Here is a 25,298-nt window from a genome sequence, read left to right as displayed (position 1 = left end):
CACCAGCGTTACCGGGCCGAGCTTCGCCTCCTGCCCGAACAAGGCCATCTGCATCATCAGCATCAACAGCGGGAAAGCAAAGGTCCAGAACAGCGCCAGGCGGCCGCGCAGGAAAAGCGCCAGGTCGGCGCGCACCAGGTGCAGCAGGTTCTTCATGCGGTTTCACCTTTGGTGAGGTCGGCCAGGAAGTCTTCGATGGTCGAAGCTTCGAGGCTGAAGTTGGCGATGCCGTGCTGCTCGATGAAGTGCCGGAAGCCGGCATCGAAACCTTGCCCGCCCTGTAGCTGCCAGCCTTCTTGCGTCGCTTCGGCACGCAAAAGCGCCGGCAGCGCGTGCATGGCCTGTTCTACGTCGCCGGTCAATATCTGGCCGATTCGGGCCTTGAAGCGGCCAATGCGCCGCGCCAGCAGTGCATCGAGCGTGCCGCCGTCGACAAGCCTGCCCTGTTCCATGCACAGGATGCGGTCCATGCCGAGCAGGTCGGCCGGGATGTGGGAGATTTGCAGCACGGTCGTCGGCATGCCGGCCAACAGCTCGCGCAGCGCGCGCGCGTGCCATTCGTCAAGGCCGAGCGAAGGTTCGTCGAGCAGCGCCAGCTCGGGTACGTGGGACAGTGCGAGCCACAGCATGACGCGCTGCTTCTGGCCGCGCGAGAGCTGTTGCCAGAGTTTGGTGCGCAGTTCTTCCATGCCGAGGGCGCGGGTCACAGCCGGCTCGGTGCGGGTGTAAATCGTGGCGTGCATCGTCATGATCTCGCTGACGCGCATCTGGCCTGGCAGGTCGGCGCTTTGCAGCAGGCCGCCCAGCTGCTGCCTTACCTTGGCGTTGCGTGGGTCGCCGATTGCCAACTGGACCTTGCCGCTGTCGGGTGTACGCAGGCCGAGCAAGGTCTCCAGGAGGATGGTCTTGCCGCTGCCATTAGGGCCGACGACGGCGACGCGTTCGCCCTGGAGCAGCGTTATGTCGCCCGGATTCAGCATGAACCCGGAAGGAAGGCGCAGTGTGATCCCGTGCGCTTCGAGCGCGATTGCCGCCGATGCAGCGGCGGCAATCGCGGCAGCGCTGGAGTTCGCCGGCACTGCTGTCGGCTCGGGCGCCGAAGGAGCAATGGCCAGCACCTGGTCGCCCGGATCGATCTCGTTATCGAGCAGCATTTCGCGCGCGTGGGCGCGGTAAAGCGGGTGCTGCATCGCTTCGCGCAGCATGCCTGCGCCGCGGTCGCGGTCACCGCCGTAATTGGGCGGCGCGTGCAGCAGCAGCGAGGCGTGATGGATCAGCAGGTCCGGGTCACCGGCAATCAGTTCCTGCGCCTTGCCAAAGGCGTGCAAAGCATTCTGCCCTGCTGTTGCGACCTTGATGATATTGGGTTGGGCCAGCAGGATCGCGAGGATGGCGCGGACGCCGCGCCACAGCCACTGTCGTCCGGCCGGCAGGATGTCGGCGGCCTTGAGCAAGGCGTCAATGCCAGCCTCCTGCTCGGGCGCCAGCTTGGCGCCGCTATGGACGTGGAGCAGCGCCTGGTTCAGGCGGGCACCAAGCAAGGCGTCCAGCAAGGAAGGCTGGACAAATACAGGTTGCGCTTCGAGCTGAGCGATGCTGTCCGACAGGTCTTCGGCACGCTTGCTGCTCCAGGCGGCAAAGATGGCCTGCTGTGATTGCGAGATCAACGCGGCATGACCCGCGCCGACGCCGCCACCGCTCCCCTGTCCCGTGGTATTGGCGTCCGCAGCAGCGATTGCGATGCCGCTGGCCCGCCCTGCCAACTCGGCGATCTGGGCGTCCGTTGCGGCGCGCGCGACGGCACGGAACAGCGAGACAATCGCCACAGCACCGCCCCGGGCATCGACCGCTTCCAGCAGGTCGGCACCGAGACGGCAGGCGGCACGATAGGCGTCAATGCCCGCTCCTGTCGCTGCGCCGAACATGGCATTGCCGTCGCGGGACAGCATCGCAAGCAGCGGCGGAGCCAGTTCCGGACGCTGCGGCAATGGCGCAGCGCCGCCGAAGCGGTTGGCAAACAACTGCGCCAGCCCTTCATCCAGCAAGCGCACGCCGCAAGTCAGGAAGCAATGCGCGACTTCATGGAACACCACGGCGCGCAGGCCGTCGGCATATCCGTCCGACTGGGTAGAGAGCCGCACCATCGCCAACCCCGGCAAGCTCTCCATCGTCAAATGCATATCGCGCTCCGATGGCACGCATTGCAGCAGGATGCACGGCGGCGGTAAGCCTAGAAAAGCGGCGCAAGCGCCGACCGCCTCGTCGAAATTGCGCAGCAGCGCGGGCGGAAGCTCGGCATCGCCCAGCACATAGACGCTGCCGCAAGCACGCCACGGGCGCCGCCCGGCCAGCATGTCCTGCAGGATCGAAAAGGCATGAAAGCGCCCGCGCAGTGCGAACAGGCGCTCCAGCGCCTGCCCAGCACCATCGCTGTCGCCGGTTGCAGCCTGCCGCAGCACGGCACCAGCCGCGTCGCGCAGCCACAACTCGCTATCCTGCCAGCCCGGTGCGTCGTTCATTCGTCCTCGCTGGCGGCAGGTGCCGGCGGCGCTTCGCGGCCCAGCAGCATGACCGAAGCCACCGTCTCGGTCACGCCGTCGATATCCAGCAAGGCCGCCAGCTCATCGTCGTAGTAGGCGCCATATACCAGGGAGCCAAGCCCCAGCCCCTGCGCCGCAAGGCACAGGTTCTGCGACGCGTGCCCCGCCTCCAGCAGCGACATGCGGTAGCCGCGCGCGCCATATTTGGCAGTCGCCCGCTGCGGCACGCTGGTCATGACGCACACCACGGGAGCCTTGACGCCCGATTCGCCCGACTTGACTTCCGCGCTGCCGAAAGCATCGCCCTGCTGCGGCTTCAGCACGCGCAGCAGATGGTTGCGCGCGTCGTAATGCGCGATGCAAGGCGCGATGCCTTCCACGTCATTGAGGAAGAAATAGAACTCGGTCGGATACAAGCCGCCCGGCGATGGGTAGGAACGGAAAGCCAGTTTCACGTGCGGCGCGATATCGCTCTTCGCCATGCGGCGCACACGCAGCGAATGATGCAGCAGGCTGGAAAGCTCCTGCAGCGTCATGGCACCGGCAAAGGCGCGCGCGCTCTTGCGCTGCTCCAGCGCCTGCGCCAGGTCGCCCAGCGCCAGCACCGGTTCCGGCAATTCGATCGCCGGGCAGGACGGGTAAGCGTTATAGCCCGCCGCCCCGCGCGCGATATAGGCCGGGTGGCGCAGGAAACGCACGATGTTCTTCACCTGCCCCATCAAGGTAGCGCGGTGGAACTTGGTCTGCTCGTGCAGGATCTCGGCCGGGTCGTCGATATCGAACTGGCCTGCCATGGCCTGCGGCGGCAGCAACTCCTGAAGGGTCTTGGTCATGGGAACGGATGCGGTTCGAGGTTAGGTTCAGGCACGCCCGGCAAGCCCCAGTGCGCGGCAATGGCGCGCAGGCGGCGCTCGTCGCGGCTCACCAGGCCGTCGCCAAACAGCAGCGGATGCAGGCCGGGAATGAAGGCGCGCAGCACGCAGAAGCCCAGGCTGGCCACGTCGGCGGACGTCACATCCACCGCCAATGCGCGCAAGCCCATGACTTTCAGGCGCGCCAGCAGGTCGCCCATGCCGGACAACTGGCGCAGTGATGGATCGTCGGACGAAACCGTGGCCTCGCTGGTGAACAGGAAATCCATCGCGCCCTGGCGCGAACGGTCCAGGAAGAAGGCGAAGTGGTCGCCCGGATTGCGGATCGCGCTCTGCTCCGGCAGCGGCGCGCCGGCTGACAGGATCGAGCTGCCCCACACATAGCCGTGGAAGGCTTCCACCACGGCCTTGTTGATGGCCGTTGCCACATCCAGGTGGGCGCTGGCGCCGAGCGACATGGTGCCGTCGTTGCGGCTGCGCGCCAGGCACAGCACCACCGGCATGCCGACGTCGGTCGTGATATCCCACAGGTGAACGTCCAGGCTTGGATGCGCCAGCTGGCGGCGCACGCCGGGCAGCAGGCGTTCCATGGTGGATGGTGCCACCACCAGCCTGCGCGGCGGATACTTCATTTGCCACATGGCGGCAAAGGCATCGCGCTCGATCACTTCAGCCAGGCCGCTCAGCAGCGCCCTGCCCTCGTCCATGCCCGTTGCCAGGCCGGTCGAAGAAGACTGCATCACGATCTCGCGCTTGTCCTTGACCTGCATCCCGAGGTAGACCATCTGCGCCGGCACATAGGTCTCACGCGCAGGGTCCATCAGGTCGGCGGCCGGCGCCCAGGCGCGTACCACCGAGGTGTCGTCGGGCGCGAATTCAAAGCCTTCGCCGTATTGTTCGGGCGCGAACAGCACGAACTGGCTCGGGCCAACTGCCGCATCACCCAGCGCTTCCTGCGAGGCATACAGCACCTGGTCGTCGAAATGCGCAGCCGCCGCATAGCGTTCCACCGCTTCGCCGAACGCCGCCCACATGGCCGAGGTACGGTCGAAGGCAGCGCCGGAACCGGCCAGGCTGGCGCGGTCGGAATTGGGGTTATTCGCTTTGCCGCGCGCCGGGTCGATCATCATGCTCTTGATGTCCACCATCAGGGCATTGAAGACGAACAGGCCGCGCGCGTCGGGGTGCTCGGTTTCTTCCAGCAGCGAAGTGATGATGCCGTGGCGCCGGTGCACCAGGGCGTCGTGTACCAGGGCCAACTGGCCCGCATCGGACAAGCGCTCCATGGCTCAGGCCCGACGGCGCAACAGCGCCTGCTGGAATACGCTGCCCACCGGGCGCTCCGTGCTGGCGGTACCGCACACCTGGCAACGCGGCAGGCGCAGCACGCGGGAGCGCACAATCTCGCCGCTCGCACTGTCGATTTCGCTGAACACGCTTTGCTGCAAGCCTTCCAGCGTGCCGGCCAGGAATTGCAGGGCCACGCGCGACGCTTCCGCCACGCCGAACTGCACCGCCAGGCGGCTAGGCAGGGCGTGGTACAGGATGTTTTCGGACTGGCTGCGCATATCGAATTCCGCCACGAACGTGCGGGTCGAGCGCACGCGGTGGAAATAGCATTCGTAGCAGCCGGTGGCTTTCGGCAGTACCAGCGGCCCGCAATGCACGGTGTTCCAGTCGATGCCGACGAACAGCGCCGGCCAGCCGGCGGCAACCGCCTTGGCATTCATGGCGCGGAACAGCGCGATATCGTCGAAGTCGGACGCCACCAGCAGCAGCACGCGGCGTTCGCCCTTGTCCGGCAAGGGTCCGTCGCGCACCACGCGATGGACCTGCACACCGAGTTCGGTCAGCGATGCGGCCAGCGCATCGGCGCAGGAACCGGTGCCGGCCAGCGCCAGCACCCAGTTCGACTTGTCGTACAGCGGGCGCTGGGCCGGGCCGGACATGCCATCCTGCTCGCGGCGGTGCTGCAAATGATGGAAGGTGGCATCGCCGCCGCTGCGGCCATTCTGTTTCAGCAGCACGCGCGCTTCGACCAGGGCATTGACCGCCGCTTCCACCGCCTCGGGCGGGAAGCTCTCGGCACGGGAATCGAGCAGTTGTTTCAGCGTGACGCCTTGCGCGGCGTCGGCCAGGATGCTTTTCAGGATGCCGACCCGGTCTTCCACCGTAAAACGGCGGCCCACGACGGAAATGGCAATCTTGTCTTCGCCCAGCGTGGTCACTTCGGCCAGCGGCGAGATGTACAGGGACTCACTCATTCTCTTAACCAATCTCAGAAAAAAGGCGTAGCACCGGCGAAGGTGCGCGAGGCATCGACGCCGGTGTCCGGACTTAGCCGTTTAGCAGCAGCAAGAGCAAGAGCAGGTGCAGCAGGAGACACTAACGTCGGCCAGGGCGCCGCTCATGTCGTCCATCAGGTATTCCGGCTCGGTGGAGTCGGTGATCTGGATGTGGGTGGTTTCAATCAGAATGGTCATTTCTCTGCTTCCTTTTGAGTTTTTAAGAGAATGGACGCGCCATATGCGAAACCAGCATAAGCAAATGCGGATTCCGCATTGGGCACGACCGCTCAGGAAGGTAGCATGAAACTAAACTACATCTAGTAGAAGAAACATTCCAAAAATTATAACTATTTAGTTGCTAGCAAGCATCAAATGGGTGCCGCCGCCGAGCCGCAGATTGTCGCCGCGCCCAGCAAAATAGCGGGTTTCCAGGGCGTCACGCCCAAAATCTTGCACTATGGAAAAATTTAACGCTCGTAGTTGCGCACACAGTTCAGCAGGATCAAAAAACGACAACCAGGGCTCGCCTTGCTCGGCATAACGGCGGGCAAAGTACTCGACGCCGGCCTTTTCCAGCGTATCCAGCAGCTCCGGCTTGACGCCGTAATCGAAGACGATGCCACTGCCGGGGGGCAGGCTGGCGACCAGGCGCAGGGTGTCGAAAATAGCCGGCCCGGTCAGGTAGAGCGTGACGCCGAGCCACGAAAAGAATACCGGCTGGTCCAGGCGGCAGCCGGCCGCGCGCAGCGCATCGGCCAGCGCATCGCGCTCGAAATCGACCGGCACGAAGCGCAGGCTGTCCGGCACGGTGATGCTGCTGGCGGCCAGCAGCCCGCGCTTCCATGCCTGCGTGGCAGGATGGTCGACCTCGAACACCCGCAGCGCCGCGTCATGCTGGTGGCGGCAGGCAAAGGTATCGAGGCCGGCGCCCAGCACCACGTATTGCCGCACGCCGGCTGCGGCAGCGCGCGCCAGTTCATCTTCGGCAAAGCGGCTGCGCACGGCCATGGCAGCGCGCAGGATGCGGCTGAAACCGGCGTCGTAGGAACGCGCATTGGACTGCACCTGCACGCAGTCTTCCGGCCCCAGCACCGGCAGTGCCAGCGGGTCGTCAAAAATGGCGGGAGTGTCCAGCAACTGGTGGGCGGCACGCAAGCGCGCCACCATCAGCGCGCTGCGGCTGGGCTGGCCTTCGCTGAGCAGGTGGCTGGACATGGGCGCTTACATGCCCAGTGCTTCGATATCGGCCAAGGACTCGCGGCCTTTCTCGGTGATCGCGAAACCATCCTCCGTCGCCACGATGTGCGACTTCTTGCCGAGGAACAGCGCCACGTCCTTGTCCGCCACTGCCCCCGGCGCCGTGGCCCAGTGCCCGCAGCGCCAACACGCAGCGGCGCAGGAACAGCTGCTGGCGGCCGGCATCGGTCAGGATGATGGCGCCGCTGCGCTCAAATTTGATGAACTTGATGCCGGACAGGCGTTTGCTGTTGCGGCCAACGCAAGCGCTGGGCTTGCCCTTGATGCCGCGGGCAATCTCTTCCAGCGCGTTGAATTCGTCGGTGCTCAGTTTTTCGTTTTTCATTGCTCGTATTCCATGATGGTGCCTTTGCAACCCATCATGGTACGCGCCCGCACCCGACGCGGCAAGCTTACTTGAGCGCGCGCAGCGCCAACCACATGAGCGCAAGCCCTGTTACGGCACTGGCACAGACCAGCGCCTGGACACGGCGGCTGTGCAGGTCAATACGGCGTTTGAGGTAGATCTTGTTGTGCAGTGAATTGCCCATCGCGGCCTCCGACTAAGAAAAAGCGTATGTCGATGACCTATTATAGATAGCGGACCGTGACGCGCTCGTGACAGGGCAAAATATATTCTATGCGCACAACACTTATTTCCTTTTAGCAAGCAAGCGACAGCACGCGTGGGGCGCTGGTAGCATCGGCAACAAGGAGGGCTTAGCATGGAACAGCCAGCAAAATCGCAGCCTGAAAAAGGCCGCCATCTGATTGAGGAAGCCGATATCGGCAGCGGCGAGAAAACGCCGGGCGAGCAGGATACCGACGAGCAGATCCGCCAGATTCCTCCGTTGCCCGAGCCGCCCGTCAAGCCTGCATCGGCGGCGCCTTCGGCTGCGGTTCCTCGATAGGCGGCTCGCTCGGCCGTGGCTGGTCGTCCGCCGGCGGATCTTTTTCCGGTTCGGGCGGCGGGGATTCCGGGTCGGGTGTGGTATGCGCTCGCATGGCATTACTCCTCGATTAACATTGCCTGTTAAAGCAGATCGGGCGCTTTCCCGATTTATCAAGGGCCAGTCTGGGACAGGAGTTCCTGGAACTGGTCAATACTGACCGGCTTCACCAGGTGATGGTGGAAGCCCGCTTCGAACGCCTGCTGGCGGTCCTTCTGCTGGCCCCAGCCGGTCACCGCCACCAGCACCGTGTGGCGCAGCGCCGGCAAGCGCTTCAGCGCGCGCGCCAGGTCGTAGCCGTTCAATTCCGGCAAGCCGATATCGAGGAAGGCGAATTCCGGCGCAAACGCTTCGGCCGCCGCCAGCGCCTGCTTGCCGTCGTGCGAGATATGCACCTGGTGGCCCATCGAGCGCAGCAAGCCGCCGATGCCGTTGACGAAATCCACATTGTCGTCAGCCAGCAGGATGCGGTGCAGACGCGCATCGGCCGGCAGCGCTTCCGCCGCAGGCGCGGCGACACTGGCATCGGACAACTGCGGCAGCGTGACGGTGAAGGTGCTGCCGTGCCCGTCGCCGTCACTGTCGGCGCGGATGCTGCCGCCATGCAGTTCCACCAGCTTGCGCGCCAGCGACAGGCCGACACCCAGGCCGGCCGTGCTGCGCTCAAGCGAAGAATCGGCCTGGATGAACATCTCAAAAATATCGTGCAGCAGCGCCGGCGCAATGCCGATACCGTTGTCGCGCACGCGCAGTTCGACCTGCCCCGCTCGCGCCGCCGCTTCCAGCGTGATGCTGCCGCCGCGCGCGGTGTACTTGGCGGCGTTGTGCAACAGGTTGGAGACCACCTGCGCCAGGCGCGTCGCATCGCCCACCAGATATACCGCCTGGTCCGGCACCTGCACATGCAGCGTATGGCCCTGCGAGGCGATGAAAGGCCGCGCCAGTTCCAGCGCATCGTTCACCACGTCCTGCAGCATCAGCTGCTCGCGGCGGATGGTCAGCTTGCCGGTATTGATGCGCGAGACGTCCAGCAGGTCGTCCACCAGCCGCACCATCTGCTTCAACTGGCGCTCCATGATGGAACGGGCGCGCTCGCAGGCCACCGGATCGCTGGCATTGATGCGCATGATGTCGAGGCCGGTGCGGATCGGCGCCAGCGGGTTGCGCAGCTCGTGCGCCAGCGTGGCCAGGAATTCGTCCTTGCGGCGGTCGGCCAGCAGCAGCGCGCGCTCGGCGCCCTGGCGCACCGTCATTTCATGTTCCAATGTGCGGTTGGCGTCCTGCAGCGCGTTCGAGCGGCGCGAGATCTCGGCCAGCATGTCGTTGAAGGCATCGATCAGGGTGCCGATTTCGCCGCTGTCCTGCTCGCCGACCCGCAGCGAATAGTCGCGCCGCAGCATCACGGTGCGCGCCACGTCGGTCACCGCCAGCAGCGGACGGGGTGATGGTCTGCTGCAGCCGGTGCGCCACCACCGCTGCCAGCAGCAGGCTGCCGAGCGTCACGCCGAGCAGGATCAGGGCATAACTTTGCACGCGGTCCAGCAGGCGATAGGAGGCGCTCAGGTAGACCGTGCCGATACGCTCGCCCTCTTCGACGATCGGGTGCGTCACCACCATATGCCCGCCTTCGATCGCATAGCCGAGCGGACCGGGCTTGGGCGGCAGCGCCGGCACTTCGGCCGGTGCGTGCACATACGAGGCGAACAGCGCGCCGCTGGCACTGTAGATCGCACCGGCCTCGATCTGCGGCCGCACACGCAGCAGGCCCAGGTTCTGGCGCGCCGCGCGCGGGTCGTTGAAGGAGAGCGCCGGCGCCGAGGCGGTGGCAACCAGTTCGGCCTGCGTGGTGAGGTCATCGACCCAGCCCTGCTGGAAGCTGTGCAGGTCGTACACCAGCATCGACACCGTCGTCACCACCAGTGCGACGAACGTAGTGGCCAGTGCCGTCAGGATCAGTTTGATGCGTACCGATCCCGCCGCCTTGGCGATCATCACTGCCCGCCTTTCTGCACGAAATAGGCGACCGACAACAGGCGTGAGCTGAGGCGCACATTGCAGCGCTCGGCAGCCGGCAGCGACACTTCAAAGCGCACGCGCTCGTCGACCAGGCGGAAATTGATGACACTACCGTTTTGCAATCCATTATCCTGCTCGGTGACGATCACCGTGCCGTTCTTTTCCGCCGCGCGCTGCGCCGCTTCCGGCAAGGCAGCATCGCCGCCGACAAACAACAGGTTCAGGCCGCCCAGTGCATCGCCCTCGCCCAGCTTGCGCACGCTGATGCTGCGATTGCCGACGTTGCGGCCGCTGGTGATCTGCGCCAGCTCCGCCGCCACGTCGTCCGCGCCAAGCACGCCAACCACCAGGCTTGACCCTGAGTCGGATGGAAACTCCATGTAACCCAGGAATTTATACAAGAAAGCAGCTTTGACGCTGCGCTCCAGCAAGGGCGTGGTGCCACCCTGCTGGGAGCCCACCGCCAGGCAGCTGAAGGCGAACAGCAGCATCGCCAGCGCTACCAGGCGAGTTCTCCAGCCGCCCGCCAGCAAAGGCGGTACGCCAAATAAACCAAGGCTTGCGCTTGCCATCTCGTTAGTATCGCATCGTCAATTTCAGGAACGCGCGCCGCTCGAACACATTGCGGCCAGGGTGGCCGCCCCCACTCGCCATGCCGCGCATGCAGCAGGTTCTGCCCAGCGAGCGCGACGTCAATATGCGGACTGGCTTTCCACACCAGGTTCGCATCCAGTTCATGATACGACGGAACGTGGGGCTTCGGCATGCTGCCGTTGTAACGTAACGTCCAGTCGAACTGCATGTGCTCGCCAATTTCGTGGGAAGAACGCAACTGCCAGTAGCTGTGCGGGTCGTTGATCACCAGGCCGACGGTGGTGGCGTCCTTGCTGCCGGGCTTGAGGCGGGTATCGACGTCCTGCACCACCAGCCCCCGCATTCAGGCGCCAGCGCAGCATCGGCTGCCAGCGCGCCCAGAGTTCGAGGCCGCGCGTACGGCCCTCGGCCAGGTTGCGGAATTCCAGGATGCCGCGGTAGGGGCCGGCGGGAGTATTCGGCCTCCAGCGTGCGCAGCTTGTCGTAGTCGGCGTACCAGGCAGTGGCTGAATAAGACCAGTTCTGCGCAGGCTGCGCGCGGTAGCCCAGCTCCAGCACGTTAGCCACTTCAGATTCGAATTCGGGGCTGGTGCCGATGCTGAAGCGCGGCACGCCGCCGATCATGACCGGCTTCGCTGGCAATACGAAGTCGCGGTCGCTGCGTGCCGGCGCGCGCACTGTGCGCGACAGCGCGCTCCAGACAGTGTGCGTGCTGTTGGGGCTCCAGGCCAGGCGCACCGTGGGCAGCCATTCGGTGCCGGTGTAGGTGTTGTGCTCCGCCTTGACGCCGCCCCGTCACGTGCAGGTTCCCTGTCAGCGCCACTTCATCCTGCGCGAACAGGCTCCCCCAATGCAGATTGCGCTCATAAGGCCAGAAGCCAAAGACCGGGCCGGGCATATTGTCGTCGCGCGAATGGCGGTAGCCGCCGCCCCAGGACAGCTTGTGGATGCCGAAGCGCACGTCGTGCTGCCCTTCCAGTTCCACCGTATCGAGGCGGTCGATATAGGCGCCGGGCTGGTTGCGCTCCGTGTGGTCCAGCACCAATTGCACGCGCAAGGCGTTGCCGCCGGCCAGTTGGCGCATGTAACGCCCGACCAGGTTGGCGCCGGACAGGCGGATGTCGCGGGTACCGATCTGCCCCAGGTTGGCCTGGTAGGCGTCGCCCGACACAGTAAAGCTGCCGTCCTGCAGGCTCCAGTCGGCGCGGAAGCCGGCCTGCCGGCGCTGCATGCCGGTGAAAGTGTTGACGCCGGCCGCAGTTTCTGTATCTTCGGCGGCCATGGTTTGCGCGTAGGCGCGGTAGTAGCCGTTGTTGGACAGGCGCCCACCGAAGCGCAGGCTGGCATCGCCCTCCCCGCTCGACGCTGCGACCGACAGCAAGGTGCCCTGGCTGTCTTTCGCGTTGCGCGTGATGACGTTGATCACGCCGTTGACGGCATTCACGCCCCAGATGGTGGCGCCGGGGCCGCTGATTACCTCAATGCGTTCGATATCTTCCATCACCACCGACTGGGCGTCCCAGAACACGGCGGAAAAGAACGGCGAATAGACGCTGCGGCCGTCGATCAGCACCAGCAGCTTATTGGCGAAGGGACTGTTGAAGCCGCGTGCGCTGATCGCGTAATTGCGGGCGTCGACGCGCGCCACTTCCAGGTTCGGCGCCAGGCGCAATGCTTCCGGCAGGCTGCGCGCGCCGCTGCGGCGGATATCGGTGGCGCTGATGACGAACAGCGAAGCGGCCGCATTGCTCAGCTTTTCCTCCTGCCGCGACACCGAGGTGACAACAATTTCGTTGAGCTGTTCCAGCGTGAGGTCGGCGATGTCGCCATCCCCCAAACCCTCAGCGCGCGCACCCGGCGCAATGGACAGCACGGCCAGCAACAGCAAGGGAGTAGGTTTCCGGTACATGGCTAGGAGGCAAATTGTCGGTAGGGAATTATAAGCACAACTTTCAGAAGCACGATTCACATTGTGCGTATTGGCAACATCAAGTGCTTGCAAAATTGCCAATGCGCCCAATATGGGCCCAAGTCCTACAGGAGTCTTAATGTTCCCCAAACCGCCCCGACCCGAACCGCCGCGCAGAGCGGTCGCCATGCAAGTGGTCCAGCAGCGGCGTGACCGGCGCCGTGGATACCACGACTATTGTGCTTGCTGCACCGGCCCCGCCAGCGCCAGCGCTGCTGGACGATGCGCCGCCCGCTCAGGGACGCGGCATCCAGCCGATATAACCAGCGTGCAAGCTCTGGATGTAGAGGCGGTCCCGGGTTTCGAGGACAGCCGTGGTTTCCGGATAGGCGCCGGCGGGGTCTTGCAGGTCGGCCAGCACTTTTCCGTCTTCACTGAACGCGAACACGTGGCCGTAAGCCCTTCGGCACCGGCCACATGGCGCGTGGCAGGCGCAGCGTGAGCTTGCGCATGAAAGGCTTCTGGGCGAGCTTGTCGATGGTCGGGTTGCGTGGCTTGACCAGGCCCACCCAGATCTTTCCGTCACGGCCGCGCATCAGGTTATCGGGGTAGCCGGGCAGGTTGTCGAACAGGACCTCGCGCTTGCCGCTTTGCACGTCGATTTTCCAGATGCGGTAGCGGCCAGTCTCGTTCACGAACAGCGTGCGGCCATCGCCGGACAAGGCAATCCCGTTGGCAAACGACAGGCCGCCGGCGACGATTCGGGTCGAGCCGTTCGATGGGTCATAGGCCAGCACGCGTCCGGTCGATGACTGTTCGAGAATGTCCAGCACGCTCGCTTCGAAGGTGCCGCCCCATTCGGCAGGCGCGAAGTGGGTCGAGGCATCGGTGAAGTAGATCATGCCGCTGGGCGCTACCACCACGCCGTCGGCATAGCGGATTGGATCGCCTTGAGCGACTTGCGCGGTCAGCACGCTGACCTTGCCATCCGGAGCGATGGCCAGCAGGCCTTTCATCGCATCGGCCGCGATCAGGCGCCCGCTGGCGTCGAAGTCAAAACCCAGCACCCGGCCGCCGGTGCTGGCGAACACTTCGCGCTGGCTGCCGTCAGGTGCCATGCGCAGGATTCTTCCGCTGGCGACGGCGGCGTACAGTTTGCCGTCCGGGCCCACGGCAAGGTGCTCCGGGCCCTGCTCGGTACCGATGTCGATCTTCTGCAGGCCCGCCAGCCTGGTGTTCAGCGTGTGCGCGCCAAGGTATCCGGGCGCCTGCTGCGGGGTCCACGACACTGGTTCAGCAGGTACCGGCCACAGAAGCAGGTACCCCACCAGTCCCGCCAGCGTCAGGGCGGCGCCGGCCGCGATCTTATGTCCCTTCGAGCTTTCCAAGCGCATCTCCTTCCGATCAAGCCAGTCGACATTGTTAACTAATTATTAACCATCATCGAGCAATTTCGGTGCCGGCTGTCGCGGGGAAGCGAGAATCACGGCAGCCGCGTGATGCGAATCGCCATATAAGGCCTGCCGGGCAGCGCGATGCTGCGCCCACCCTTGTCGGCAAAGCTGTAGTTATCCCGCTTGCGGATTTCAAATGCCTCCGCAACCGGCGTGACCGTCATGTTCCAGGTGTCGATCACCTCGGCCTTGAACTTCATGCCGTCCGCCAGGCCCGGCTGGGCCAGCACAAACGGCCAGGTCGCCGGCGCCTGGCGGCCGAAGTAACCAAGGTAATACTGGCCAGGCTTGCCGGCGAATGGATACTCCTGCCACTTGTCGATCGGTTCCAGTCCCTCTGCCGGGCTTTCGGACAGGATCTTGCGGAAGAACGCCAGCCCGCGCCGGGCTCTCGCCACGCATGGTCCCACCCTTCGCCAGCCAGGACATATCGCCAGGGTCCTTGAAAATCTCGCTATGGCCGACATAGGTGCCGGCAATCGCACCCATCCAGAACCGCAGTACCATTTCCTGCCCCGACAACTGGCCCCAGCGCCGCTCGATGTTGCCCTCATATTTCACTTCGTCGTAAATCACCGGCTTTGAATACACGTCGCGCAACAGCACGGCGCGTTCGAAGTCTTCTGCGATGGCGCCGCTTTGCACGCTGACGTGGGTCACCCAGGGCTTGCTATGGTTGTACAGCACCATGGCGTTGTGGATCGATCGCAGGTGCTGGTATGGGTCGCGTGCCCGGACGATTTCAAAATAGCGGTCCCATTCCGGCATCTGCTTTTTGGTGAGGTAGTCGAATTCATTCGCCATCGACCACCACACATTGCGATAGGACGCGAGGCGCGCCACGACATAGCGCAGGTAGCGCTCATTGACCGCGGCAGGCATCTGGTCGAATCCCCAGTACCCTTTGTCGTAAGGGTGGAAAAGGATGACATCGGCCTCGATGCCAAGCGCGCGCAGGTCGCCAAGGCGCTGCTCGATATGGCGGAAGAACGCGGGATTGAAGCGCGAAAAGTCCCATGCCTGGGGCGGTGATCCTTCGAACGGAAAGCGCGGCGGCGGCTGCTTGACGTCCCGGTTCGGAAAAACCAGCATGCGGATCTTGTTGAACGGCCCGGCTGCGAGCGTCGCCAGGGTCTGGCGTTCGGTCGCTTCAGTCTGGTGGGTCCAGCCATAACTGGTGGTGCCGACCTGCCAGAACGGCGTGCCATCGGCATAGCTGAAATGATGGCCCCCCTTCACGCGCACCGGGCCATGGTTGCCTGGCTGCGCGCCAATCACCGTGAACTTGCCACGCTTGCCGTTCAGCGCCGCCCGATTGCTGTGTGGGTCTCGTATTCCCACTCGCCCGTGCTGTCTGGCATGAACCGTAACTTGTACTGGCCTTCGCCATCGTAGAATCCGTCCACTGCCACGGTTCGCGCGCCCTGGCGGAAAGTTGCGGAGAGCTCCACCTCGGTGAAAGGGTTGCCGTCGCGCGGCCCGTCCAGCGTGAGCTCCTTGCTGCCCCAACGCTCAACAGGATCGGCGTCTTGTGCCAGGGCTGGCTGGGGATTCCATCCTTTTCCATTGGCGAATTGCGCGAATACCTTGGTGCGGCTATCGTAGCGCGCGGCATCGGCTGGCGCCAGCACGCCCCCTGCCACGCGCTGCGACAGGTCAAGTGGCCGGCCCGCAAGGTCGGTGCTGCCGCCCTCTTCCCACCCTTTGCCGCCGCGCGGCCTGCCGTGCCAACCCTGCGCATTGATGTGCGGGCCGATGCTGCAATTGATGTAGCGGACACTATCCCAGGCAGCGACCACACCCGGCCGCGCGAGAAAGGCCGCGCCCGGCGCCACATCATTGCCTGCGGGGCCGGGGCCGTGCGTCAGGCGGCTGTTCAGGAATACGAAACCGGGATCGCCTTCGGCCACGGTGCGCGCCTGCACCAGGTAGCCGCCGCTCGATGGATTGGCGCTGTCGCCGACCGACCGGATTTCGGATTCTTCGAACAGGGCGGCGCGGTTGTAGCCCCAGATGAAATCCACATTGCCTGCAACAAGGCTGCGGTAGAACCAGGCATAGCCCTTGACCTGGATGGTGTCCTGCTCACTGAAGAAATCGACCTCATTGGCGATGAGGCGGCCCTCGCTGCTGAAGTTGAGCACTTCCGCCTGCGCGCCAATGGTCCTGCTGCGCCAGGTGGTGTTGGCCAGGGTCAGCGTATCGAGGCGCAGCAGGTCGGCGTCTTCGACCAGGAAAACCGAGCGGCCACCGGTGGCGCCGGGAGCAAGCGGTAACTGGCCTGCACCGCTGCCTGGATTGATGCCGTCGCTGTTCTCGCCCGTGATGACGGCGCCGTGACGGCTGTCGCCGCGCAGTGTGACATTGTCTTTGCCACGCAGGTACAGCAATCCTTCGTACCTGCCATCGGCAAGGCGGATGGTCACTGGCTGTTCACGCGGGAAGTTCCGCATCACATGGTTCAAGGCGCCCTGCACCGTGCGGAAATCGGCCTTTCCTTTAGCCGCTACCCGCAGCGTTATGCCGCGCGGCGCCTGCTCCCGGGTACGAAACGCCCAGGCGGTCCTCGATGCGATACCGTCAAATGGCGCGCCGCCCAGCGTGGCGCCGGTGAAGACGTTGCCGTCGACCAGGACGTAATAGCCGGTACCATATGCCAGCTTGCCATCGTGCGGGTGGATAGTCGCTGTGGCGCCGTCGAAAGAAATTGCCTTATAGCGGACGACACGCTTGACGCCGTCACGGGTGGCGCCGATTTCATCGAGCTCCATGCCGGGGCGGATCACATCGACTGTCACATTGTCTTTCGCCCGGACGATGCGTATCGAGCCGTTCTCGCCGATGATCGGCGCCTGGTCGAAGCGAATCTGAAGGCGGGTGTCGACCGGAACGTCACGCTCCTTCGCTGCCGGCAACACCCTGCCCGCCGCCATCGGAACGCGGCCTGCCGGCGCAGCGAACGCTTCTCCTACGCGCACCGCCAGCGTCACCGCCACGTTAGGATCTTCAGCGCTGGTGAGCGTGACTGCCGCCCGGCCGAGGCCGCGCGGCGCCAACAGAAGCTTGTCGCCATCCACGCCGGCTTCCAGCACCGATGCGTCGCTCGACGTGGCGGAGAAAGGCACGGCACGCACTTCGCCGCGGCGGGATGCGCGAACTGCAAACCGCTGTGGCGCATCGCCAAGCTGCAGCGTCAGCTGCTTATGCCTGTGGACCAGCCCAATGCTGGTTGGCGCTTGCGTGATGTCGCCTGCACGCAGGCCGTCGATTTCGAACTGGCCGCCTTGCGCCAGTATGCCGATGCCCGGCGGCAGCGGCGTGGGCTCGTCGACCCCGATCAGGCGCGTGCCATTGACATAGGCCGTGAGAGCTGCGCCATCCACGTCGAGGCGGATGGTGTAGAACGCATCGCCCGCGTCGGGATCAATCCTTACTTGCTTGAGGAACTTCGGTTCGCCATCGACCATGCGAACGATATTGACTGCCAGCTTGCCGGCCGCGGCCGCATCCAGCCCAAAACCCAGCCAGTTGCGGTCATCGCGGTAGCGGACAATGACATAGCCCTGCCCAACCGCGCCGGGCGCCGCGCGCATGCGAGCTTCGACGAAGTACGGGCCGGAACCCGGGGCGGCGGCTTCCACCGCCGGCACGCGTTTCACGGCTCCAGGCGCCGGCAAGCCGGCGTACGCCCCTGCTGTCCACGTCAGCAGGAAGCCGGCCAGCAGCAGGCAGCGTCGCAGCATCTTAGAACTTGTACTCCACCGAGAAGCGATAGACACGGCCCAGCATATCCGCCATCGACGTCACGTAGCCGCCGCTGTAGGTGCTGTTGGAGGTCAGTGGCGGCCATTCCCCGGTCAGGTTGTTGACGCCGAAACTGATGGTCGTGTTCTTGAAGCCGGTGTAGTTCACGTTCAGGTTGTACTGCTTGTAGGCTTCCACTTCGGTCAGGGTGGAACCGGCACGCGGTGTAACGTCGGTCACGCTGGAGTTATAGCGCTGCGACAGCGTGCTGGCCCAGGCGCCGTTGGTATAGGTGACCGAGGCGGTATGCTTCCAGCGCGGGTTGATCTGCGGCAGGCCGGCCAGGCCGGCGTTCGGGCCCGAGCCGCCGTAGCGGCCATCGTTGGTGATGATGCCCACGTTGCTCAGCCAAGGACCGTTCTTCTCGGACTGGAACTCATACTTGTCCATGTAAGTACCGTCCAGTTTCGCATCGAAGGTGCCGAAGCTGGTTTTCGGGAAGCGGTAGCTGGCCGACAGGTCCAGGCCACGGATGCGGGTCTGGCCGCGGTTGGCCTGGCTCGCCACGATGTGGTCGATGGTGCCGTCCGCATTGCGCACGAAATTCACTTCGTACTTGGCTGGATTCTGCTGGATCTCGGCGATGGTCACGGCGCCCAGCACGTCGCGCAGTTTCAGGCCCCAGTAGTCGACGGTGATCGACAGGTCTTTCACAGGCTCCAGCGCAAAGCCGAAGGAGAAGCCACGCGATTTTTCCGGCTTCAGGAAATCGTTGTTGGGCGACTTGGTCCAGTAGTTGGTGGCGACGTTACAGACCTGGTCATAGGTGTAGCCGGACTTTGGCGTTCCGGTAGCGGCTACCAGCGGCTGCGAGCTTGGGCACAGGACCGGATCGTCCATCACCTGGTTGCGCACTTCCGGCGTCGGGTTCTGGATGTCGATGATCGACGGCGCGCGGAAGCCCGTATTCACGTTACCGCGCAGGACCAGCTGCTGGAACGGCTGCCAGCGTGCGGCCAGCTTGGGATTGACGGTGGTCTGTTTCAGGTCGGAATATCGGTCGGCACGCACCGCGGCGTTGAGCAGGAACTTGTCGGTGATCGGCGCTTCCGCTTCCATCAGCAGCGACGCGATGGTGCGGTGAATCTTCTTGGCCACGCCTTGCGGGGTTTCGCCCACCAGGTCGGACTGCACGACACTGCCTGCGGCGTCGATGTTGTAGCTGCCGTCAGCCTTTTTCAGCACATAATCCAGCGGCGCATTGAAGGTCTGCGCGCCGTCGCGGCGCAACTCGCCGGATACCGCCAGGGTCAGCGGACCGCCCGGCAAGTCCCACAGGCCTTTGGACAGCGTCACGTCCACGCTCTGGTTGTAGGCTTTATTCAGGCGATAGGTATAGTCTTCCGCCTGGATGCTCTCCAGGTAGGCCTGGCCGGCGGCGTCCTGCAGGCCGAAGGGATTCAGGGTGCCGTTGTTGAAGCCTTCCTGCGCCTTGCTGTACAGGATATAGCCTTCGCCGGCGCGGGTGTCGCGCTTCGATTCGCCGTAATTCAAGCCTGCGCGATAGTCCCAGCCCAACACCTCGCCCTCGGCGCTCAGCACGATGCGGTCATTGGACTGCTTGTCGTTGCGGTATGCTGGGCCAAGTTCGGCGGGACCCCACTGGAAGTAGATGGTGCGGTTGTTCATGTTCAGGTCACTGACCGTGCCTGGCGTCTTGGCCGGGTCGATGAACATGGCCGGTGTGTTGGAGCCGGTATTGCTGCCCACCACCGGCACAGCCGGGGTGATGCCTTTGCCCGGATAGTATTTGCTGGTGGCCGGCAGCGAATAGGTGGTGAACGGCTGGGCGGTGCCCGGCACCTGCATGCCGCGGTACTTCTGCACCGTGAATTCGGAGTGCAGGACATCCAGGTCCAGCTTATGGCCGCCCGGCAGGTTCAAGCTGGCACGGCCGCTGACGTTGATGATTTCGCTGCCGTCGGTCACCGCATTCCAGAACAGCGGATTGCGCACGCAGCCCGCTGCATAAACCGGCGTTGCAGCAGTACTGTTGTTGCCCAGGGTCGGCGTGGCGTACGGTGCCAGGCAGCCGGTGGCGAAGGTCGGGTTGTAGTTCGAGTTGGCATTGCGCGCAAAGCCGAAGTTGGCAACCGGGGTCGGATTGCGTGCATCGGGCGTAATGCCCAGGCCCAGCGTGCGCAGGATGGCCGGATCATGCTGCTGCGGCCGATCGCCCTGGAACAGGGCATCCTTCTTCTGGTAATCGAGCGCCAGGTAGGCATTCCAGCCGTCGCGCGACAGGTTGCCGGTACCCAGGATGGCGCCGACGCTCTTCGAATCGGCACCGCCCTTCTGCGTCGGCGCGTACTCGGCCTTGACCGAGACGCCTTCGAAACCGCGCTTGGTCAGGAAGTTCTGCACGCCGCCGATGGCATCCGCACCGTAGATCGAGGCGGCGCCGCCGTTCAGGGTTTCCACGCGGTCCAGCGCCATGCGCGGCATCACGTTGACGGAGACATACTGGTCCTGCAGCGGCTCGTTGGCCAGGCGGCGGCCGTTCAACAGGGTCAGCGTCCGCATCGGGCCCAGGCCGCGCAGGTTGATGACCGGGCCGGCCGCACCGCTATTGGTACCGAGCGACAGCGACTGCGGCATCTCCAGCACCAGGTCTTTCAACTCGGTATTGCCGCGCGCCTGGAGCTCGCTGGACTTGATGGTGACCAGCGGGGTCGCGCCCTCATTGGCGACGCGGCGGATCAGGGAGCCGGTCACCACCACGGCAGTCATCGCTTCCTCCGCCGGGGCGGCGGTCTGGGCGGCCGCCTGGTTCGCCATCTGCAAAACGGCAGCGGCCACTGCTGCCGCCAGTACGGCGCGTTTGGTTTGAGGGCCTGGAACGTAATTCATGAGTCTCCTCCATATTTGCGATCAAATTGGTTTGATCGATTTTCAGTTTTGGTATAACCACAGACTAAAGTGGTTAGGCCAATTTAACAAGAGAAAATTCCGGAACTGTGTAAAAAAGCCACTATTGGCCAGTCCGCATTGCTGTTTTGGCCTGACCACTTTAGAATTCAACTTATGGAGACCAGGCTATATAAACAGGTGGCGGACAAGATCCAGGCGATGATCGCCACCGAAGGATTTACCTGCGGCGAGCGGCTGCCGTCGGAACGCGAGCTTGCGGCCAAGCTGGAAGTGAGCCGCGCATCCCTGCGCGAGGGGCTGATTGCGCTGGAATTGAGCGGCGTGATCGAGGTGAGGAGCAATTCCGGCGTGTATATATGCGGCCGCCCCGGCCACGCGCCGCTGCCGGAAGCCGGTCCGGGGCCATTCGAGGTGCTGTCCGCACGGCGCGTGATCGAGTCCGAGATTGCGGCAATCGCAGCGCAGGTGGCCACCGACCGCGCCATCGACGCCATCCTGGTCGCGGTGGAAGCCATGGAACGCGACCACGACGACGTGGCCACCAATGAACAGGCGGACCGCAACTTCCACATGGCGCTCGCCCATGCTACCGGCAACAGCGCACTGGTCGGCGTGATGAACCACCTGTGGGACCAGCGCGGCCACCTGTGGCACAAGCTCAAGGAACACTTCCAGACCGAAGAGCTACGCAAGGAAACCCTGGGCGACCACCGCGCCATCCTGCAGGCCATCGCCAGCCATGACCCGGCCGCCGCCCGCAAAGCCATGCGCGTACACCTTGGCCGCGTTACCCGAACCTTCTCTTCCTAGGAGATGCACCTTGACCGCATCACGACAACTGCGCCGCCGCAGCCTGCTGCAAGCCGGTGCTGCCGCCCTACTCGCTTCGCATTGGCTTCCGGCGCTGGCCGCGGCGCGTTCCAGCGGCGCTGCCGCGCGCGCCAAAGCATGGCGCCGCGCCGACGCCATCGTTGCCGCACTGCGCGCGCACGTCAGCTTCCGCAATGAGGACTTCCTGGTCACGGATTTCGGCGCGCAGCCGTGCGGCACCAGGCAGGTCAAGGCCTGGGTCAGCCACGACGACCAGCAAGCAGTGCCAAGCCAGGCCGACAGCGCCCACGACTGTTATGCCGGTTTCAAAGCCGCCATCGATGCCTGCGCCGCTGCCGGCGGCGGCCGCGTCGTGATCCCGCAAGGCTATTGGTACTGCGCCGGCCCGCTGGTGCTGCGCTCCAACGTCCATGTCCACCTGCAAGCCGGTGCCCACATCCTGTTCTCGCAAAACCCCGAACACTACGCCCGCCATGGCGACTTCGATTGCGGCGCCAACGGCAAGCTGTCGCTCTCGCGCTGGCAAAGCAACGACTGCCTGAACTACTCGCCCATGATCTACGCCCTCAACGCCAGGAATATCGCGCTGACCGGCGCAGACTGGAGCTCGAAACTGGACGGCCAGGGCGGCGTTGCCTTCAACGAAGCCGGCGACTGCTGGTGGTCCTGGAAAGGCCGGAACCGCACCATGAACGCCGTTTCGCAGACCACCGCACCGGGCTACAAGGAAGGCCAGCCGACGCAAGTCGTGCCCAATCCGCTCAACAAACCGCTGGCGGAAATCGCGCCGGGCCTGAATGCCGCACAGCGCAAGCTGATCGAGGGCGAAGGCGAGCAATGGCGCAGCGATGAACGCTACCTGCCTGCCCTCTCCGAGGCCGGCGTGCCGGTCGAACAGCGCGTGTTCGGCAAAGGCCACTACCTGCGTCCGCCGATGATCCACTTCATCAACTGCAGCAACGTGCTGCTGGAGGGCTACCATGTGCTGAACACGCCTTTCTGGCAGCACCACCCGGTCAACTGCCGCAACCTCGTGATCCGCAAGGTACACGCCGAAAGCCGCGGCCCGAACAGCGACGGATTCGACCCTGAAGCCTGCGACCACGTGCTGGTGGAAGACTGCGTTTTCGATTCCGGCGATGACTGCATCGCCATCAAGGCCGGCAAGAACCGCGACATCCAGTACGGCCCGTCGCGCAATATCGTGATCCAGGGCTGCACCATGCACAGCGGCCACGGCGCCGTCACGCTCGGCTCCGAGATGGCCGGCGGCATCGAGCATGTCTACGCCCGCGACCTGGTATTCGAAAACGCGCATTGGGAAACCGACCCGCTGAATATCGCGATCCGTCTCAAGACCAATATGAACCGCGGCGGCTACCTGCGCCACTTCTACGTCAAGAACATCAAGATCCCGAACGGCGTGCAGCTTAGTGCCTCGCATTACACCCTACTGCCCGGCTCCCCGATCGACACCAAAGGCCTGGCCACGGCGGCCGGTGCCGTGGTCTCCTTCGACTGCGACTACCAGCCGGCTGCCGACAGCGTGCGCATACGGCCGCCGGAAGTCTCCGACGTCCACATCGAGAACATCACCGTCGGCAACGTAAGCAAAGCTGGCACCACCGGCTCCTGCTACCAGGCCGTCGCCATCCTCGGCCCGGTGGCCAGCGATTACAACGGCGCGCTGCAGGCGCCGCCTGTACTCCCGGTACGCCGAATAACGATCAGCAACTGCGACTTCGGCAACCCCGTCAACGCCAGCCAGCCGATCTGGCTGTACAACGTGTCCGACCTCACACTGGACAATGTGACCATCGGCGGCAAACTTCTTAAGGCTACCCTAAGGTCCTGATTGGACAATCCTAGCGAACGCCAGTATGCTTTCGCGCATGATGATGGACAGCATACTGGCGCGCATCCAGGCTACGGCCCCCTCGCGCGATACCTCCCTGCTGCAGGATTTGATTGGCACGGTACGTCCCAAGCACGCCAATGACCTGCAACAGGCTACCAACCGCCTGCGTGCGCTGACGCACCTGCTTGCAACGCGGCCCGAATGGGCGCAAGCCTTGCGCGAATACCTTGCTGAGGTAATCGGGCAGCGCAAGCTGGTGCACCTGCTCACCGATACCGGCGTCCTGCAGAACCAGGGCTTCTTTGGTGAGCTATGGCGCCGCCTGAATCACAAGTGGCTGCCGCCGACGGTCAACGACGCTTACCTGAAAGACGTCTTCGGCCGCATCTTCGATCAGCGGGACGATCACAAGTGGGTCAACGGCATCGAACCATCGGTCTGGCTGGACTTGCTCAATGCCCTCCAATTGCCTCCGCATGGATGGTTGCAAGGCCAGGTGCTGGGCGAACTGCTGGAAGCCATCCAGGTGCTGTCGTACCGCGTCAGCGCCATCGGGCTGGAGCCTGAACTGGTACGCATCCACCCCGACATCGAACGCTTCGAATCGCCCTTCCTGCGCCAGAACGCCGAGGTGGTGCAGCTCACGGAAGCCTGGCGCGCGCGCCAGGTCGATGCGCAAGCCGAAGTGCCGGACGCCCGCCACCTCGACGTGCTCCTCAGCCAGTGCGAAGAAATTATCGGCCGTGTGCGTAAGGCGGCATCGGTGCAAGGGGTGTCGGTGAGCCTGACCCGCCTGCTGTTGCGCCTGACGCAAAGCATCGGCCGCCTGCGCATCCTGCTGGACTTGCTGGAAGCGCCCTCGCTGCAGCAAGCCCTGCCCACTGCGCTCGGCCTGTTCCAGCAGTTGGTGGAAGCCGACAACCGGAAGCTGAGCCTGACCGACCTGTTCCAGACCAACACCGAATTGCTGGCACTGCAGGTCACCGAGCACGCCGGCCGTTCGGGCGAACACTATGTGGCCAGCTCGCGCGCGGAATGGCTGTCCATGATGCGCTCGGCGGCCGGCGCGGGATTCATTGTCGGCTTCATGGCAACGCTCAAGGTGCTGATGGCGCGCCTGCTGCTTGCTCCGGTCGGCTATGCGGCGCTGTATAGCCTGAACTACTCGCTCGGCTTCATGCTGATCCACGTGCTGCACTTCACCGTCGCCACCAAGCAGCCGGCGATGACCGCGGCGCGCATCGCCGCCGCCATCGACCAAGGCCAGAAGAAGCTGGACGAACTGGCGGAACTGGTCGTCAGGGTGCTGCGCTCGCAGTTTGTGGCCATCGTCGGCAACGTGGCGCTGGCCATGCCAACCGCCTTCGCCATCGCCGTGGCATGGCAGGCTGCTTTCGGCCAGCATCTGGCCGGCGCGGAAAAGGCACAACATCTGCTGCACGATATCGACCCGCTGCATAGCCTGGCATTGCCGCATGCCGCCATCGCCGGCGTCTGCCTGTTCCTGGCAGGCCTGATTTCAGGCTACTACGACAACAAGGCAGCGTATAACGACATCGCGGCCCGCCTGCGGCAACTGCGATGGCTGCGCTGGCTGCTGGGCGAAAAGCGCCTGGCGCGCGTGACCGATTACATCGGCCGCAATCTTGGCGCACTGGCAGGTAACTTCTTCTTCGGGATCATGCTGGGAACGATCGGCACCATCGGTTACGTCCTCGGCCTGCCGCTCGACATCCGCCATGTCACCTTCTCCAGCGCCAATTTCGCTTTCGCGCTGGTCGGGCTGGATTACCAGCTCACCACGGAGCAGTGGCTGCTGTCGCTGTCGGGCATTGTGCTGATCGCGCTGACCAACCTGGCGGTGAGCTTCACGCTGGCCCTGCTGGTTGCGCTGCGCTCGCGCCGCGTCAGTTTCGGGCGCGGCCGCGCGTTGGCTGGCCTGGTATGGCAGCGGTTCCGCCTGTCGCCGCGCAGCTTCTTCCTGCCGCCGCGGGAGGTGGAGGCAAGTTGAGCCGCCCTCCCGCACTCGATCGGAATCCTGCGCCCAGCCGAAGCCGACAACGGTACAATGCCGT

23 protein-coding genes and 2 pseudogenes are annotated in these 25,298 nt (G+C 64.4%); 5 read left to right on the top strand and 20 right to left on the bottom strand.

Translation table 11 applies throughout. The features are described 5' to 3' along the window. Positions 1-152: 152 nt before the first annotated feature. The 7 genes from ACQ4MM_RS10895 to ACQ4MM_RS10865 all read right to left on the bottom strand — a co-directional run bounded on the left by ACQ4MM_RS10895 (position 153) and on the right by ACQ4MM_RS10865 (position 7,047). Positions 153-2,519, bottom strand: coding sequence for an ATP-binding cassette domain-containing protein (locus ACQ4MM_RS10895; RefSeq protein WP_431477386.1), 2,367 nt, complete (start codon positions 2,517-2,519; stop codon positions 153-155). Further along, a complete protein-coding gene (locus ACQ4MM_RS10890; RefSeq protein WP_431477385.1) occupies positions 2,516-3,373 on the bottom strand; it encodes a SagB/ThcOx family dehydrogenase in 858 nt (285 codons plus the stop codon). The genes ACQ4MM_RS10895 and ACQ4MM_RS10890 overlap by 4 nt, the downstream gene beginning before the upstream one ends. Next, positions 3,370-4,698, bottom strand: a complete 1,329-nt coding sequence (locus ACQ4MM_RS10885; protein ID WP_431477384.1) for a YcaO-like family protein — start codon at positions 4,696-4,698, stop codon at positions 3,370-3,372. The genes ACQ4MM_RS10890 and ACQ4MM_RS10885 overlap by 4 nt, the downstream gene beginning before the upstream one ends. 3 nt (positions 4,699-4,701) lie before the next feature. Further along, positions 4,702-5,676 (bottom strand): TOMM precursor leader peptide-binding protein, encoded by a 975-nt coding sequence (locus tag ACQ4MM_RS10880; RefSeq protein WP_431477383.1) that lies wholly within the window; start codon positions 5,674-5,676, stop codon positions 4,702-4,704. A gap of 81 nt (positions 5,677-5,757) precedes the next feature. After that, a complete protein-coding gene (locus ACQ4MM_RS10875; RefSeq protein WP_154668206.1) occupies positions 5,758-5,895 on the bottom strand; it encodes a hypothetical protein in 138 nt (45 codons plus the stop codon). Positions 5,896-6,051: 156 nt separating this feature from the next. Next, positions 6,052-6,915 carry a class I SAM-dependent methyltransferase gene (locus ACQ4MM_RS10870; RefSeq protein WP_431477382.1) on the bottom strand — a complete coding sequence of 288 codons (864 nt, stop codon included), beginning with the start codon at positions 6,913-6,915 and terminating at the stop codon, positions 6,052-6,054. 6 nt (positions 6,916-6,921) lie between these two features. Beyond that, positions 6,922-7,047, bottom strand: coding sequence for a hypothetical protein (locus ACQ4MM_RS10865; RefSeq protein WP_431477381.1), 126 nt, complete (start codon positions 7,045-7,047; stop codon positions 6,922-6,924). On the opposite strand from ACQ4MM_RS10865, the gene ACQ4MM_RS10860 reads away from it, so the two are divergent. Further along, positions 7,037-7,357, top strand: coding sequence for a hypothetical protein (locus ACQ4MM_RS10860; RefSeq protein ID WP_431477380.1), 321 nt, complete (start codon positions 7,037-7,039; stop codon positions 7,355-7,357). The two genes, ACQ4MM_RS10865 and ACQ4MM_RS10860, sit on opposite strands and share 11 nt — an antisense overlap. Here ACQ4MM_RS10860 and ACQ4MM_RS10855 read toward each other — a convergent pair. After that, entirely contained in the window at positions 7,350-7,487 is a 138-nt protein-coding gene (locus tag ACQ4MM_RS10855; protein ID WP_431477379.1) for a hypothetical protein, read from the bottom strand. The two genes, ACQ4MM_RS10860 and ACQ4MM_RS10855, sit on opposite strands and share 8 nt — an antisense overlap. Before the next feature lie 174 nt (positions 7,488-7,661). Between ACQ4MM_RS10855 and ACQ4MM_RS10850 the strand changes: the two genes are divergently transcribed. Continuing rightward, positions 7,662-7,847, top strand: a complete 186-nt coding sequence (locus tag ACQ4MM_RS10850; RefSeq protein WP_431477378.1) for a hypothetical protein — start codon at positions 7,662-7,664, stop codon at positions 7,845-7,847. Between the two features lie 152 nt (positions 7,848-7,999). Here the strand turns inward: ACQ4MM_RS10850 and ACQ4MM_RS10845 are convergent, their stop codons facing one another. From ACQ4MM_RS10845 to ACQ4MM_RS10790, 12 genes and pseudogenes are all read right to left on the bottom strand, one after another. Beyond that, the gene (locus ACQ4MM_RS10845; RefSeq protein ID WP_431477388.1) at positions 8,000-9,139 is read right to left on the bottom strand and encodes a hybrid sensor histidine kinase/response regulator; all 1,140 of its coding nucleotides are present in this window, start codon (positions 9,137-9,139) and stop codon (positions 8,000-8,002) included. A 1-nt stretch (position 9,140) separates the two neighbouring features. Further along, positions 9,141-9,878: a CHASE sensor domain-containing protein gene (locus tag ACQ4MM_RS10840; protein WP_431477377.1), complete on the bottom strand. Its 738-nt coding sequence runs from the start codon at positions 9,876-9,878 to the stop codon at positions 9,141-9,143. Further along, the gene (locus ACQ4MM_RS10835) at positions 9,878-10,474 is read right to left on the bottom strand and encodes a YfiR family protein (RefSeq protein WP_431477376.1); all 597 of its coding nucleotides are present in this window, start codon (positions 10,472-10,474) and stop codon (positions 9,878-9,880) included. The genes ACQ4MM_RS10840 and ACQ4MM_RS10835 overlap by 1 nt, the downstream gene beginning before the upstream one ends. Then, positions 10,402-10,839, bottom strand: a complete 438-nt coding sequence (locus tag ACQ4MM_RS10830) for a hypothetical protein (RefSeq protein WP_431477389.1) — start codon at positions 10,837-10,839, stop codon at positions 10,402-10,404. The genes ACQ4MM_RS10835 and ACQ4MM_RS10830 overlap by 73 nt, the downstream gene beginning before the upstream one ends. Next, positions 10,761-11,234 carry a hypothetical protein gene (locus ACQ4MM_RS10825; RefSeq protein ID WP_431477375.1) on the bottom strand — a complete coding sequence of 158 codons (474 nt, stop codon included), beginning with the start codon at positions 11,232-11,234 and terminating at the stop codon, positions 10,761-10,763. The genes ACQ4MM_RS10830 and ACQ4MM_RS10825 overlap by 79 nt, the downstream gene beginning before the upstream one ends. Positions 11,235-11,931: 697 nt before the next feature. Continuing rightward, a pseudogene (locus ACQ4MM_RS10820) lies at positions 11,932-12,405 on the bottom strand (TonB-dependent receptor plug domain-containing protein); the annotation flags it as partial. Positions 12,406-12,700: 295 nt separating this feature from the next. Further along, entirely contained in the window at positions 12,701-12,853 is a 153-nt protein-coding gene (locus ACQ4MM_RS10815) for a hypothetical protein (RefSeq protein WP_431477374.1), read from the bottom strand. Then, a complete protein-coding gene (locus ACQ4MM_RS10810; RefSeq protein ID WP_431477373.1) occupies positions 12,837-13,793 on the bottom strand; it encodes an SMP-30/gluconolactonase/LRE family protein in 957 nt (318 codons plus the stop codon). The genes ACQ4MM_RS10815 and ACQ4MM_RS10810 overlap by 17 nt, the downstream gene beginning before the upstream one ends. 95 nt (positions 13,794-13,888) lie before the next feature. Next, the gene (locus ACQ4MM_RS10805) at positions 13,889-14,326 is read right to left on the bottom strand and encodes a DUF5605 domain-containing protein (RefSeq protein ID WP_431477387.1); all 438 of its coding nucleotides are present in this window, start codon (positions 14,324-14,326) and stop codon (positions 13,889-13,891) included. A 49-nt stretch (positions 14,327-14,375) separates the two neighbouring features. Then, positions 14,376-15,098: pseudogene (locus ACQ4MM_RS10800) on the bottom strand (DUF4038 domain-containing protein); the annotation flags it as partial. 62 nt (positions 15,099-15,160) lie between these two features. Next, a complete protein-coding gene (locus ACQ4MM_RS10795; RefSeq protein ID WP_431477372.1) occupies positions 15,161-17,602 on the bottom strand; it encodes a pectinesterase family protein in 2,442 nt (813 codons plus the stop codon). Between the two features lies 1 nt (position 17,603). After that, a complete protein-coding gene (locus ACQ4MM_RS10790) occupies positions 17,604-20,513 on the bottom strand; it encodes a TonB-dependent receptor domain-containing protein (RefSeq protein ID WP_431477371.1) in 2,910 nt (969 codons plus the stop codon). A 174-nt stretch (positions 20,514-20,687) separates the two neighbouring features. Here ACQ4MM_RS10790 and ACQ4MM_RS10785 point away from each other — a divergent pair, with 174 nt between their 5' ends. Genes ACQ4MM_RS10785 through ACQ4MM_RS10775 form a run of 3 tightly spaced genes read left to right on the top strand, consistent with a single transcriptional unit; the run spans position 20,688 to position 25,234 of the window. Next, a complete protein-coding gene (locus ACQ4MM_RS10785) occupies positions 20,688-21,344 on the top strand; it encodes a FadR/GntR family transcriptional regulator (RefSeq protein ID WP_431477370.1) in 657 nt (218 codons plus the stop codon). Positions 21,345-21,354: 10 nt separating this feature from the next. Beyond that, positions 21,355-23,220 (top strand): glycoside hydrolase family 28 protein, encoded by a 1,866-nt coding sequence (locus ACQ4MM_RS10780; protein WP_431477369.1) that lies wholly within the window; start codon positions 21,355-21,357, stop codon positions 23,218-23,220. 25 nt (positions 23,221-23,245) lie between these two features. Then, positions 23,246-25,234, top strand: coding sequence for a site-specific recombinase (locus tag ACQ4MM_RS10775; RefSeq protein WP_431477368.1), 1,989 nt, complete (start codon positions 23,246-23,248; stop codon positions 25,232-25,234). Positions 25,235-25,298 lie beyond the last annotated feature (64 nt).

The sequence above is a fragment of the Massilia eburnea genome (genome assembly GCF_050709955.1).
GTDB lineage: Bacteria > Pseudomonadota > Gammaproteobacteria > Burkholderiales > Burkholderiaceae_D > Rugamonas > Rugamonas eburnea_A.
The sequence above is the reverse complement of the archived record's forward strand: the minus strand, read 5'-3'. Positions and strand labels throughout refer to the sequence as shown.